The organism is Marinobacterium sp. NO-S09, assembly GCF_059179545.1.
On the sequence record NZ_CP168954.1, the window covers coordinates 281,334 to 295,188 of the forward strand.

9 protein-coding genes are annotated in these 13,855 nt (G+C 56.9%); all 9 read left to right on the forward strand.

Annotated elements, in window-relative coordinates; genetic code table 11:
- The first annotated feature begins 333 nt into the window (after window positions 1-333).
- The 9 genes from O3C79_RS01475 (at window position 334) to O3C79_RS01515 (ending at window position 13,855) form a co-directional block, all read left to right on the forward strand.
- Window positions 334-1,215 (forward strand): PhnD/SsuA/transferrin family substrate-binding protein, encoded by an 882-nt coding sequence (locus O3C79_RS01475; protein WP_494384538.1) that lies wholly within the window; start codon window positions 334-336, stop codon window positions 1,213-1,215.
- Entirely contained in the window at window positions 1,208-4,660 is a 3,453-nt protein-coding gene (locus O3C79_RS01480) for a response regulator (protein WP_494384539.1), read from the forward strand. The genes O3C79_RS01475 and O3C79_RS01480 overlap by 8 nt, the downstream gene beginning before the upstream one ends.
- On the forward strand, window positions 4,660-6,738 hold the full coding sequence (locus tag O3C79_RS01485) for a putative bifunctional diguanylate cyclase/phosphodiesterase (RefSeq protein ID WP_494384540.1): 2,079 nt from the start codon (window positions 4,660-4,662) through the stop codon (window positions 6,736-6,738). The genes O3C79_RS01480 and O3C79_RS01485 overlap by 1 nt, the downstream gene beginning before the upstream one ends.
- A 264-nt stretch (window positions 6,739-7,002) precedes the next feature.
- Window positions 7,003-7,284 carry an STAS domain-containing protein gene (locus O3C79_RS01490; RefSeq protein ID WP_494384541.1) on the forward strand — a complete coding sequence of 94 codons (282 nt, stop codon included), beginning with the start codon at window positions 7,003-7,005 and terminating at the stop codon, window positions 7,282-7,284.
- Between the two features lie 9 nt (window positions 7,285-7,293).
- Window positions 7,294-7,656: a response regulator gene (locus tag O3C79_RS01495; RefSeq protein WP_010324422.1), complete on the forward strand. Its 363-nt coding sequence runs from the start codon at window positions 7,294-7,296 to the stop codon at window positions 7,654-7,656.
- A gap of 19 nt (window positions 7,657-7,675) precedes the next feature.
- Window positions 7,676-10,093, forward strand: a complete 2,418-nt coding sequence (locus tag O3C79_RS01500; RefSeq protein ID WP_494384542.1) for a chemotaxis protein CheW — start codon at window positions 7,676-7,678, stop codon at window positions 10,091-10,093.
- 1 nt (window position 10,094) lies between these two features.
- On the forward strand, window positions 10,095-10,598 hold the full coding sequence (locus O3C79_RS01505) for a chemotaxis protein CheW (protein ID WP_010324424.1): 504 nt from the start codon (window positions 10,095-10,097) through the stop codon (window positions 10,596-10,598).
- Between the two features lie 20 nt (window positions 10,599-10,618).
- Window positions 10,619-12,958 carry a methyl-accepting chemotaxis protein gene (locus tag O3C79_RS01510; protein ID WP_494384543.1) on the forward strand — a complete coding sequence of 780 codons (2,340 nt, stop codon included), beginning with the start codon at window positions 10,619-10,621 and terminating at the stop codon, window positions 12,956-12,958.
- A gap of 12 nt (window positions 12,959-12,970) precedes the next feature.
- Window positions 12,971-13,855 carry a CheR family methyltransferase gene (locus tag O3C79_RS01515; RefSeq protein WP_494384544.1) on the forward strand — a complete coding sequence of 295 codons (885 nt, stop codon included), beginning with the start codon at window positions 12,971-12,973 and terminating at the stop codon, window positions 13,853-13,855.

The window sequence follows — 13,855 nt, forward strand, 5'->3', positions numbered from 1 at the left end:
ATATCGGTAACCGAAGGCGGCCCCGTTCGATTTCACCCCCGGACACCAAAATTTCACAAGAGCCTCGCGTAAGCGGGGCTTTTTTGTTTCTGCGCCACCTGCCCAACCCAAACGCCCTTTACACCTGACATCTTCGCAACAGCAATAAAGCGATCATTAGAATAGAAACCGTAACTGGTGCAAAATACATACACTTTATTTTGTATAAATGTCACACACTATATAGAATACACGTACAAATAAGCCCGCGCTTTTCCATAATGCACTAATATAAGGCAAAAGCGCGCAACACCCTTTTCGTTTCAAGCCCTTAACCATGCGCGGGGACCTGTGATGCGACACCTGCTCAGCTGCTTCAGCTTCATCATCTCCCTCTGTGCATTACAGGCCATCGCGCAGCCATCTCAGGAGCGCCCATACCGTTTTGCTCCCATTCCCATGGCCAGTGAGGCGCAGATGACACGCAACTACCTGCCTTTTTTGAGCTATCTGGAACAGGAGACAGGTGAAACCTTTGAATTGAGCTATTTCGCCAGCTATCAGGGTTTGCTGGACACATTCACGGCAGGCGAAATCGATCTGGCCTATCTGGGGCCGCTACCCTATGTGGTTTTACGCCAGCAAAGCGATGCGGTAGAGCCCCTGGTCCAGCTGTTGGACCAACAGGGCAATAGCCAATACACCTGCGCCATCGTCAAGTTTCTTGGCCCACCGGAACACCACAACTCATCCCGCAAGGTTGCCCTGACGCAGCCCCTTTCTACCTGCGGTTATCTGGCCATGGAGACCTATTTCAGCCGCCTTGGCAAAAGCCTGGAAGATACCGATATCCAATACTCTTTTACCGGCAGCCATGAGCAAGTTGCGCTGAAAGTGATTCTGGGACAGTTTGACCTGGGCAGCATGAAAACCCGGATTGCCCAACGCTATCAACATTTGGGATTACGCGTGATCGATCAAACCGCGCCGGTACCCGGTTTCCTGCTGGTCGCCAACCGCCACACGCTTCCGGCCGAGACAGCGGACAGGATTCGCAGCCGTTTGCTGGCACTGCAACCCTTAAGCAGCGAAACAGATCGCCGCACCGTCCAGAGCTGGAGTCACAACCTGCGTTACGGCGCTACGCCTGTTGAACTGTCGCCTTACGAATCCATCGCAGCACAGTGGCAGCAGATCAGGACTGATCTGCTGAGCGAGGTGCACACGCATGATTAAACACCTTGCCGCACTCTCCATAGGTGGCTTTATTCTGGCCAGCGTACTGGGGCTTGCCGTAACTGAAATGCTGCTGGAAGACGAACAGGCTGAACAACTCGAGGTTCGTCTCAGCAATGAACATGTCGCCTACACAGCCACGCTGAGAGCCCAGGAGCGCCTGGCGAATACCCTGTTTGCAGAACACATCAATCAGCCATCAGTAACCTCATTGATACGCAGGGTGACGGAATCAAGTGGTGACGCCCGGGATATCGCCAGGGGTCTGCTGTTTCGCCAGCTTCACCCTCTGTACCTCAGCCTGCAACAACAGGGGTTTCGCCAGTTTCATTTTCATACTGCAGAGGGTAAAACCCTGCTGCGCTTTCACAGCCCTCTGAATTACGATGACGAGCTTTTTGATATCCGCCCCTCAGTCAAACTGGCCAATACCGGGCAAACAGAGGTAGAAAGTTTTGAGATGGGTCGCCTGTTTCATGGTTTTCGTTTCGTCTATCCCCTGTTTGACGCTGACCAACATCTGGGCAGCGTGGAATTAAGCGTGCCCTTCAGCACACTGGAGCAGGAGCTGGATACGCTGGTGGAAAACGATTTTTTCATATTTGCTCTCAAGCGTGACACCGTATTTGCGAAACTGAGCCCTAGCCAGCAGTCGATCTACTTTCCCCTGGCGCTGAATGACGACTTTGTGGTTGAGGATACAGGTGCACGTATGGGCCACCCAGCGCCCACTCCTCCGCTCCAGGCCGACCTGGAGCGAGCACTCAGCCACCATCATGCCGACATTCATGGCGGCATGAGCTCCGGGGAGCCTTTCGGGATAACCCACGATGTTGCCGGGGTTCTATATGCTGTTCTGTTTTTACCTGTAGCCGATCTGTCCGGTACAACACAGGCCTACATCATTACCGCCACCCAGGTGCCCGAACTCGAAGCGTTGTATTTCCGAGGCCGCTGGTTGCAGTTTTTGATGGTAATTATGCTGGCTGGCCTGGCCCTGTTGTTTTACCGCAAGGAGCAAAGCGCACGCAGTACTCTGAACGAGCGCAACAAGTTGCAGGCGATCACTGAACGCATGGCGGAAGGTTTGTTTGTACAGGACACCGATGGTCGTATCACCTTCATCAACCCCGCTGCTCAGCGCACCCTCGGTATCAGTGAAGAGGAAGCCCTGGACCAGATCGCCCACGACCTCTTCCATGTCCATTACGGCGATAATGGCAAACCGGTGCCAATCGAACAGTGCCCCATCCGCACCACCACAGCCAAGGGCCAGGTCTATTCCAGCGAGGATGAATATTTCCGCCGCTTTAGTGACCATGAACTGGTCCCGATCCAGGTGACCAGCGCCCAGCTCAGAGTTGATGAAGAAGACACCGGTTCCATTACCATCTTTCGCGATATCACCCTGCGTAAGAAGTATGAATCACAACTGGTGCAGGCACGCCAGGAAGCGCTGCAAAGCACCCAGGCCAAATCCGAATTTCTGGCCAACATGAGCCACGAGATACGTACCCCCATGAATGGCATTCTGGGCATGCTGGAACTGGTACTGGATGCCGACCTGCCGCCGGAGCAGAAAGACTATATCCGCATTGCCAACAGCTCCGGCCAAACCCTGCTCGCGCTGCTCAACAGCATTCTCGACCTGTCCAAGGTCGAGGCCGGCAAGATGGAACTGGAAAACCTGGATTTCAACCTGCGCGAAACCCTGGAAGAAACCACCAAACTCTTCGCCCCTCAGGCACAGGGTAAGGGACTTGAGATCGCAGCATTGATTGATGACAGCGTGCCCGAGTATGCCAATGGCGACCCGACCCGCCTGCGCCAGGTCATTACCAATCTGCTGGGTAACGCCATCAAATTTACCGAACAGGGTGAGATCACACTGTCGGCCGATGTTACTCAGGAAGCCGATCAGAGCTGGCGCCTGCACATCGGTATTCGGGATACCGGTATCGGCATTGCCGCAGACGCCCAGGAGCGGATTTTTGAGGGCTTTACCCAAGCGGATGGCTCCACCACCCGGCGTTATGGCGGTACCGGCCTGGGCCTGACGCTAAGCCGAAGGATTGCCACACGCATGGGTGGCCAGATCTGGCTTGAGTCGACGCTGGGCCAGGGCAGCACCTTCCACTTTTCGGCACGCCTGAAACCAGCCCTGGAACCCGAGGCGCTTTTCGTCCCCAACGAGGACTTGCGCGGCCTGCGTGCGCTGATTGTGGATGACAAGGTCACCAACAGGGTTATTCTGCAGCGCTTCTGCGACGCCTGGGGCATCTACCATCAAAGTGCCGACAGTGGCGTCAGCGCACTGGCCAAACTGGAGCAGGCTGCCGAGCAGGGCAAGGCTTTCGACTGTGTTCTAAGCGATATGATGATGCCGGATATGGATGGTGTGGAGCTGGCCCGACAGATACATGCCAATGCGCAACTTGGCGATCTAAAGCTGTTGTTAATCACGTCTTACACAGGCCGCGGCCTGAGGGATAAAGCCAGATTGGCCGGTTTCGACCGCCTGCTGCCCAAGCCCATTGGCCGTCGTGAACTGCATGATGCACTGGAGCAGGTGCTCCTGGGTCCTGCTCAAGCGCCTACCAGCGCACCTGCGCCAGATACACTCGAACAGTCAGCCATCCCGGAAGGCCTTCGCATTCTGCTGGCGGAAGACAATCAGGTGAATCGCCAGGTGGCCTCTGCCCATCTGGAGAAGTTCGGCTGTACCGTCGTATCGGCCGAGAATGGTGCCAAAGCCCTCGAACTATTCTGTCAGCAACCATTTGACCTGGTTTTGATGGATTGCCAGATGCCGGTGATGGATGGTCTTGAAGCCACTCAGGCCATACGTCACTGGGAACGGGAACAGGGTTGTGGCACCACACCGATCATTGCCATGACCGCCTTCAGTTCGGAGCAGAACCTAGCCGACTGCCGGGCCACTGGCATGGATGACAAGATCGGCAAGCCCTTCCAGCCCGAAACGCTGTATCAGTTATTGCTACAGCACACGAAAACACGCGCCTCCAGCAGGGTACAGCAGCCCAACCAGTCAACCGGTGATATGCTGGCCAGTCGCGAGGCGGAAAGCGACTTTCCGGTGTTGCATAAAAAGACGCTGGATGAACTGAAACTGCTGTTGGATGGGGAAATCGACACGATTATTGTGCCCTTCATGGAGCAACTTCCCCCCCTGATAACACAGCTGAGACAGGCATTGGAGCATGAAGACAGAGACGCTCTGTTCATGGCCAGCCACACGTTGAAAAGCAGCGCCGCAAACGTGGGAGGTCTGGAGGTTTCCGATCGTGCGCGCAAGATTGAAGCGGCAGCTAAAACAGGCGCTATAGCCGAGCTGGAGCCGGACTTGTCAAAGCTGATTCAGGCCACCGAACGTTTAACCCAGGCACTGGCCATCTATACTGATAATGAGACTCTGGAGAGTTGATGCCTACCGAAATGCGTGTTGAAGCCCCTGTTGAACGTATTCTGGTTGTAGACGACGATGCTGCCACCCGCCTGACTCTGGCCAAGCTCCTGAGCAAGGAAGGATACGAGGTAGTCCAGGCCAGCAATGGCGAGCAGGCAGTGGAGGCCATTGCCGAGCAGATGCCCAGCCTGATTCTGCTGGATGTCATCATGCCCGGTGTCAGCGGTTTCGAGGTCTGTGAAGCCATTCGCGCACGGGATACCAGAGTCCCGATCATCATGCTCACCGGTATTGAAGATGTGTCCTCCATCGATAGCGCGTTCGCCAAAGGCGCCACCGACTTTATTACCAAACCGATCAACTGGCCCCTGCTGATTCGCCGTGTGCGCTACTCCCTGCGCACCCATACACTCAGGGTAGACCTTGAGCGCATCAAGATAATACAGTCCGAGGCGCAAGAAATCGCTCGCCTGGGCTATTTTGAGTGGTGTCCGACGTTTAACAATGTGCATTGGTCATCCGGTCTGAAGAAGGTGTTCGGGCTGCCGAACAGTATCGAGGAAGCAGGCCTCTCAACCTACCTCAATATGCTGCCTTCGCAGGACAGAAATGACATCAGCATACAGCTTGATCAGGTCGCCGCCGGGCAACTGGACAAAGCCGTCTTCGAGCATGCGTTTACAACAGAGGCCGGGTGTTTCCATGTCAGGGCGATGGCACGCTCAACCCGTGACAAACAGATTCTGGTGGTGCTGCAGGATATCACCGACAGTTACCAGGCCAAGGCCACTATCGAGTTTCAGAAGTCACACGATACCCTGACCCATCTGGTTAATCGCACCCAGTTTTTCCGCCTGCTGGATAACAGTCTGGCACAGCAGCAACGCTGCGCCGTCATCACCATCGATATCGACCGCTTCCACATGATCAACGATTCGTTCGGGCAGGATGAAGGCGACAACCTGCTGCAACTGTTTTCGCTGCGGCTGCATGCGCTGACCCATGGTTTCTATGCCTTGTCTCGCCTGGGTGGGGACGAATTCGGTATTCTGGTGGAAGAGCTGGAAGGCGAGGACGAACTGCATGATTGGCTGACGGCCATGCAGAAACGCCTGAGTGAGCCCTATGAACTGGCAGGCCAGCCGGTGTTTATCGAAACCAGCGTGGGGGTATCTCTCAGCCCCAACCATGGTGACAATGCACATTCACTCCTCAGCGCTTCCCTGCAGGCACGCCTGGTCGCCAAACGGCGTGGCGGCAGCTGCTATCAGGTGTTTGATCAGAGCTGCCAGCAGGACTATGCCCGTCAGCTGTACCTGGAAGCCGAGCTCAGGCACGCCATCTCCCGTGACGAATTTGAGCTGTTCTATCAACCCCAACTGGAGCTGGCCACAAACCGCATCATTGGCGCCGAAGCACTGATCCGCTGGCGTCACCCCGTTATGGGGCTGGTATCGCCCGGTGAATTTATCCCGCTGGTTGAAGAAATGGAGCTGATTCACAACCTGGGCAGTTGGGTTGCAGAAGAAGCCGTACAACAGCAGGCGCGCTGGCAAGCCGAAGGCCTGCAGCTGCGCCTGGGCTTCAACATGTCAGCCCGACAGTTCAATGATACCTATTTCGCCAACCGCCTCGAGCGGATGTTGGCTGCGGCCGGGGTAGCGGCCGAGTCAATGGATATCGAGATCACCGAAAGCAGCGCCATGGATAATCCCGGCAATGCCATGGGCATGGTGAAGTCCCTTAAGGCACTGGGCTGCAGCATTGCCATCGATGACTTCGGTACAGGCTATTCGTCGCTTGAGTACATGCAGAAATTTGCTGTGGACTACATCAAGATCGACCGTGTCTTTATCTGCAACCTGCTTAACAGCACTGCGGACCAGGGCATCGTTAAGGCAATTCTGGGCATTGCTGCCAGTATGGATATGAAAGTTATAGCAGAAGGGGTTGAGCAGAAAGAGGAGATGGATTTCCTGCGCGAACTGGGTTGCCATGAAATGCAGGGCTTTTATCTCAGCAAGCCCTTGCCAGCTGAGGAGTTTTTGCGCTTCACCCAGCAACACAACGACCAGAAAAGTACCCAGCCTGTCTGATATGCGCACAAACCTCGAGCGTTTCGTCTGTTGTTTGCGCCGCATCAACCCGACACGGGCATGCCGAGATTATAGTGGCGCCCTGTATACGGCCTGAAGCCATTCATTCCCTAATCAGAGCTGTAACTTTCTTATGACAGTATCGAAATACTCAGCTAGAGTGAAGTGAACGGCAAAACATGAACTAAAGTCTCAAATGTCGTCATTGCGACATGCATAAAGACATGCTTTGATTAACTAGAGTTCGCTTTCAGGGATTTTCCAATGGCTGATTCCACACTTCAATTGCCCGATTCACTTGTTATACAGAATGTTGCCGAATGGAAAGAGCGCTTTGTGGCGCTGCTTGCGAACGGAGGACTGCCACCGCTGGATGCCAGTCCATTAAAGGATATCGATACTGCCGGCCTGCAACTATTGCTGGCGGTCGCCGTCGAGGCTGAAAAGCAGGGAAGCACAATTAACTGGGAGTCGACCTCGTCCGAACTCCAAGACTTTGCCAAGGTTCTCGGTGTCACGGAGCCGCTGAATCTCGAACCTGCATGAGGAAATGACATGGCCCACATTCTCGTTGTCGACGACTCCGCTTCCCTGCGCAGCATGGTTGCTTTTACACTCAAGAAAGAGGGACACCAGGTAACCGAAGCCGCCAATGGTCAGGAAGCACTGACCAAGGCAGATGCCGGCAATTACAATCTGGTGCTGACCGATGTCAACATGCCACAGATGGATGGCGTAACCCTCTGCGGTGAACTGCGCAAGAAGCCTGCCTTCAAATTCACGCCTATCCTGATCCTGACCACCGAAAGTTCAGCCGAGATGAAGCAACGCGGCAAGGCCGCGGGCGCCACCGGATGGCTGGTTAAACCATTCAACCCGGATACTCTGCTCAGCACGATCAAGCGCGTCATCCGTTGACACCGACTGGAGTCTTTCGATGAGTGTCGACCTGTCGCAGTTCATCCCGGGTTTTCTGGAAGAGAGTCACGAGGGCCTCCAAGTCATGGAGACCTCGCTGCTGGCGTTAACCCCGGGTGATAACGAGACCATCAACGAAGTGTTCCGCGCCGCCCACTCCATCAAAGGCGGTGCCGGCACCTTTGGTTTCACTGGCGTGGCCGAGTTCACCCACGAAGCGGAAACCCTGCTGGATGCCATGCGCAACGGCAGCGTTGAGGTTACATCGGCACGCACCCAATTGCTGCTGCAATCCGTCGATATTATCCGCGACCTGCTCGACCGTGCCGCCGCCGGCGATAACGAACTGCCCCCCGAGGCACAAGCGCTGGCAAGTGCGCTGGCACAGGCACAGACCGAATCATCACCTACCGCCTCAGATTCGGGTGAAGAGGATGAGGATAGAGAACCCACAGCTCAGGATGCGACGCAAGCAGACGACCTCAACGCCGGCTCAGCCATCTGGCAGATCAGCTTCAAGGCTGACCCGAGTCTGCTCACTACCGGCAACGATCCGTTATTCCTGTTTCAGGCACTGGCTGATCTGGGCCCGTTACAGGCACAGGTGCTGCAAGATACGCTGCCGGCCCTGACAGATCTGGACCCGGAACAGCTCTACCTTCACTGGCAGCTAAAGCTGGACGCCGACTGCAGTGAAGCGGATATCCGCGAAGTGTTCGAGTGGGTTGAGGACGATGTCGAGCTGGAGGTTTATCGCGCTGGCACAGATGATGTCTATGCCGCGACAGACACAGCGTCAGGCTGGCAGATCCGTCTGCACCCCGGCGAAGACCTGCTGCACACCGGCAACGATCCGCTATTGCTGTTCGCCTCTCTGGCAGAACTGGGCCGACTGGATGTTCGTGCCGATTTCGAGCGTTTGCCCGATTTGGCCCTTCTCGACCCTTCAGCGCTTTATCTGGACTGGTCCCTGACGCTCTACAGTGAGTGTGACGAAACCGCCATTCGCGAATTATTCGAATGGGTAGAGGATGAGGTCAAGCTTAAGATCCAGCCGCTTGCCCCGACCACTCCCGAGTACGAAGAAAAGGCCACCGAAGCAGTTGCTGAAACTGCCGCCGAGCCAATCACAGCAGAACCCTCACCCGCACCTCAGGCAGCGCCAGCTCCACGCCCTACTGCAACAGCAAAAGCCAAGCCTGCGGCGCGGGAATCCTCCATCCGTGTCGATACCGGCAAGGTCGATTCACTGGTCGACCGTGTTGGCGAGCTGGTGATTACCCAGGCCATGCTGCTGGAAGTCAGCCAGGCGCTGGAGGAGCTGGATCATCCGGCGCTGGAGGAACTGCAAAAGGGTCTGCTGCAGCTGGAGCGCAATACCCGCGAGCTGCAGGAAGACGTCATGCGTATTCGCATGCTGCCGATCAGCTTCGTATTCAACCGGTTTCCGCGTCTGGCCCACGACGTCAGCCAGCAGCTGGGCAAGCAGGTTGAACTGCACCTGGAAGGTGAGCACACCGAGCTGGACAAGACCGTACTGGAGAAGATCGGCGACCCGCTGGTGCACCTGGTTCGCAACGGCCTGGATCACGGGCTGGAAGGCCCTAACGAGCGCCAGGCCGCCGGCAAAAGCGCGACCGGCCACCTCTGGCTCACAGCCTTTCAACAAGGCGGCAGCATCCTGATTGAAATTCGCGATGATGGCCGTGGGCTCAACCGCGATCGTATCCGCAGCAAGGCCATTGAGCGTGGTTTGATCGACGCTCAGGCTCAGCTGTCCGACCAGGAAGTCGATGAGCTCATATTCCTGCCCGGCTTTTCGACTGCCGAGCAGGTCAGTGACCTGTCTGGCCGCGGTGTCGGCATGGATGTGGTACGGCGTAATATCGAATCCCTGGGCGGCAGTATCGAACTGCTCTCCAACCCCGGAGTGGGCTCCTGTTTCACCATCCGTCTGCCACTGACTCTGGCCATTATGGATGGCCAGCTGGTGCGGCTGGATCAGGACCCCTACGTGATCCCTTTAATCTCCATCGTGGAAACCCTGCAGGCGACACAAGCAATGCTGGTGTCCCTGGCCGGTAACCGCTGCCTGCTGCACTTCCGCGATGAGTACCTGCCATTGCTCCGCCTGACCAGTGCTTTTGGTCTGGCGCAAGAACAACCCTTGCAGCCGGGCTGTATCGTCGTGGTAGTGGAAAGCGGCGGTCAGAAAGCCGGCCTGGTCGTCGACGAACTGATGGGGCAGCAACAGACCGTCATCAAAAGCCTGGAGCAGAACTATCGCCGGGTGCAGGGGCTCTCCGGTGCTACCATTCTGGGTGACGGCAGCGTGGCCCTGATTCTGGATATCGCCGGCCTGATCAGCCGCAATGTGGACGCCGATACGGCACTGATCGCACGACAGAAAAACGAACAACAAGAGGCACAAGCCTGACATGGCAAGCGAACACACATCCGGAGAACTGCTCAGCGGCGAACAGTACCTGAGCTTCATGCTGGACGAGGAAGAATACGGCGTCGACATCCTGCGCGTGCAGGAAGTACGAGGCTGGACACCGGTGACCCGCTTGCCGGCCAGCCCGTCCTACATCAAGGGTGTGCTCAACCTGCGCGGTGCCATCGTTCCCGTTGTCGACCTACGTGAGCGCTTCGGGTTCCCGACGCTGCCGTACGGGCCCACGACGGTGGTGGTCGTGGTACGTGCCATGCAGGAAGATCAGGAGCGCGTAATCGGTCTGGTAGTGGATGCGGTGGCCGAAACCTATCACATCAGCGCTGACCAGATCCGTCCGGCCCCGCGCCTCGACACTGCGATCCGACCGGATTTCATTGCCGGCCTGGCAACTGTAAATGAACGCATGATCGTTATGCTGGATCTGGACCACCTGCTCAGTGCTGATGAGCTGGCTCTGGACGATGTAACGACTGAAGACGAATAAAACGACAAAGAGACACGACCATGAAGAAGAACCTGCCGGTGACCGATAACGAAGTCAAACTCAGGGATGGTCAGGAACTGGTAACCATTACCGACCTTAAAGGGACCATTACGTTTACCAACCCCGCCTTTGTCGAAGTCAGCGGCTTCAGCCGTCAGGAACTGGTGGGATCCAATCACAACGTTGTGCGCCACCCGGATATGCCGCCGGCAGCGTTCAAGGACCTGTGGGACCACCTCAAGGACGGTCGTCCCTGGTCGCGTCTGGTGAAAAACCGCTGCAAGAATGGCGATTTCTACTGGGTGCGCGCCAATGTCACCCCGATTTATCGCGATGGTGAGGTGGTGGAGTACATGTCCGTGCGCGTGCGCCCCGATCAGGACGAAATTGATGCGGCCGAGTCGCTCTACCGTCGCATGAACAAGGGCGAAGCCGGCCTGCCGCCACTCAGCTCGATCCCGGCCCGCAACCTGGAAGCCGCCATGAGCAAAACCACGACCCTCGCGGTGGTGGTCGCCGTCCTGCTGGCGCTGGCGTTCTGGTTTGCGCCGGTCAACCCGGCGCTGGTCGCCCTCGGCCCGGCCATAGGTATGCTGATGCTCATGATGGGTACCAGCAAGACGCTGAAAACGCTGGCACTGGAGCCCATGCGGGAAGCCATCGATCGCATGAAACGCGTCGCCGAAGGCGATTACTACCAGGATATTCCCTTCGACGTACCGGGCGAGGGCGGTGAACTGCTGCGCATGACCAAGAGCCTGGCAATCAAGCTCGGCTTCGACGTCAATGATGCACGCACCCAGCAACGCAGTGCTCAGCGCATCAAGGTAGCACTGGATAATGTCTCTTCCAACGTGATGGTTGCATCCAATAATGGCGAGATCATCTACCTGAACGAGTCTGTGCTCAACATGATGCGCAACGCCGAGCAGGATCTGCGCAAGGATCTGCCGAACTTTTCCGTCAGTGAGCTGCAGGGTGCCAATATCGACGTGTTCCACAAGAACCCGGAACACCAGCGCCGCCTGCTGGAATCCTTGCAGGATACGTTCAGCAGTCGCATCAGGGTCGGTGGTCGCAGCTTTGATCTGGTTGCCAACCCGGTAATCGATGATGAAGGTAACCGCCTGGGCACTGTTGTGGAATGGCAGGACATCACCGAACAGCTGCGTGCCGAGAACGAGATCGAAGAGCTGATCGCCAATGCCACCCGGGGGCAACTGGATACTCGCCTCGATACCGAAGGCTATGCCGACTTTACCCGTACTGTAGCCAATGGTGTCAACGCGCTGCTGGATGCGGTGGTTGAACCGCTGCGCGATATCAAGCATGTGCTGGCCGCACTGTCCGAAGGCGATCTGACCCAGCAGATGCAGGGTGAATATCAGGGTGAATTCGCCGAACTGAACAACTCGCTGAACACCTCGCTGGGCCGCCTGGAAAACATGGTGAACGAGATTCGCCGCGCCGGCTCCAGTATCGCCGTGGGCGCCTCCGAGATCGCCACCGGCAACACCACACTGAGCGAGCGCACCGAATCCCAGGCAGCGAGTCTGGAAGAAACCGCCGCCAGCATGGAGCAGATGACCAGCACCGTTAAACAGAATGCAGACAACGCCCAGCAGGCCAGCCGCCTGGCGGAAGAGGCCCGTACCCTGGCCGAGCAGGGCGGCGATATCTCCACCCGCGTGGTCGATTCCATGGGTGCCATCAGCGCCAGCTCCAACAAGATTTCCGAAATCATCGGCGTCATCGACGAGATCGCCTTCCAGACCAACCTGCTGGCGCTCAACGCAGCCGTGGAAGCAGCCCGGGCCGGCGAGCAGGGCCGTGGCTTTGCCGTGGTTGCCTCCGAGGTGCGTAACCTGGCCCAGCGCAGTGCCGGCGCTGCCAAGGAGATCAAGGAACTGATCGGTGACAGCGTCAACAAGGTCGATGAGGGTGCCCGCTACGTAGACGAGTCCGGCGAAGCTCTGAAACGGATCATGGACTCCATCAACCAGGTCTCCGATATCATTTCCCAGATTGCCAAGGCCGGTATCGAACAGGCGCAGGGTATTGATCAGGTAAACACTGCCGTTTCCAGTATGGATGCCGGTACCCAGCAAAATGCGGCTCTGGTGGAAGAGGTGGCTGCCGCCTCAGCATCCATGGAGGAGCAGGCCAGTCAGCTGCAGCGTCTGGTCAATGCGTTCCGCGTCAATACGGCACATCAGGCCGAGCAGCAGCAGACGTCTGCTGCTCCCCAGGTCAGCAGGATTCGCGACCTGGCCGCCCAAACACAGGCACCGGAAGCCAATCAGCGCAAGCTCGGTGTCATGACCGCCAACAGCAGTCAGGACGAGTGGGAAGAGTTCTAGAGGGCTACCCCTTTGCATACTGCACCCGATACACAGTCCGTATCCCTGGCCGCGACTATCGCTGGCCAGGGACGTACCAGGGAGTTTCCTTATACCCGCCGGGATTTCGACTGGGTGCGGCGTGTATTACATGATCATGCCGGTATCGAGCTGGCCGAACACAAGATTGACATGGTGTATAACCGTCTGGTCGGTCGGCTGCGAGCCCTGTCGCTCAGCAGTTTCAGTGACTATGCCAAACGTGTGGAAAGCGACCCTCACGAGTTCGGTGAGTTCATTAACGCAATGACCACCAACCTGACCGCTTTCTTTCGCGAACAGCACCATTTCGACTTTCTTGCCGGCCCCTTCCTGGAGCAGTGCCGCAGCCGTGGCACGCGCAAGCTGCGTATCTGGTCAGCCGGCTGTTCCATGGGCGAAGAACCCTATTCCATCGCCATGACCCTGGCAGAAGCCCTGGGTAACGAGCTGGCCGAATGGGATGTGCGAATTCTGGCGTCGGACATCGACTCACGCGTCCTGCAAACTGCGGCCGATGGAATCTACACCCTGGAGCGCATCTCCAAACTCGACCCGAAACGGCTGGCGCGTCATTTTCTGCGCGGCACCGGCAGCAATGCCGGACGGGTACGTATCAAACCGCATATCCAGCAGTTGATCAGCTTCCGCCAGATCAATCTGATGCGACCTCTGCCACTGAAAGGCCCCTTTGATCTGATTTTCTGCCGCAATGTCATGATCTATTTCAACAACGAATCCCAGGCGCAATTACTGGACCGTTTTGCCGATCTGCTGGATGCAGAAGGTGCTCTGGTGGTCGGGCACTCAGAATCACCTTACCGGTTGACGCAACGTTTGCGTCTCAGCGGCAGTACCATTTACCGGAAGGTGCATTGA

Excerpts from the sequence above, each read along its gene's own strand:
- O3C79_RS01475 (WP_494384538.1), top strand. The coding sequence starts at position 334 with ATGCGACACCTGCTCAGCTGCTTCAGCTTCATCATCTCCCTCTGTGCA.
- O3C79_RS01480 (WP_494384539.1), top strand. The coding sequence starts at position 1,208 with ATGATTAAACACCTTGCCGCACTCTCCATAGGTGGCTTTATTCTGGCC.
- O3C79_RS01485 (WP_494384540.1), top strand. The coding sequence starts at position 4,660 with ATGCCTACCGAAATGCGTGTTGAAGCCCCTGTTGAACGTATTCTGGTT.
- O3C79_RS01490 (WP_494384541.1), top strand. The coding sequence starts at position 7,003 with ATGGCTGATTCCACACTTCAATTGCCCGATTCACTTGTTATACAGAAT.
- O3C79_RS01495 (WP_010324422.1), top strand. The coding sequence starts at position 7,294 with ATGGCCCACATTCTCGTTGTCGACGACTCCGCTTCCCTGCGCAGCATG.
- O3C79_RS01500 (WP_494384542.1), top strand. The coding sequence starts at position 7,676 with ATGAGTGTCGACCTGTCGCAGTTCATCCCGGGTTTTCTGGAAGAGAGT.
- O3C79_RS01505 (WP_010324424.1), top strand. The coding sequence starts at position 10,095 with ATGGCAAGCGAACACACATCCGGAGAACTGCTCAGCGGCGAACAGTAC.
- O3C79_RS01510 (WP_494384543.1), top strand. The coding sequence starts at position 10,619 with ATGAAGAAGAACCTGCCGGTGACCGATAACGAAGTCAAACTCAGGGAT.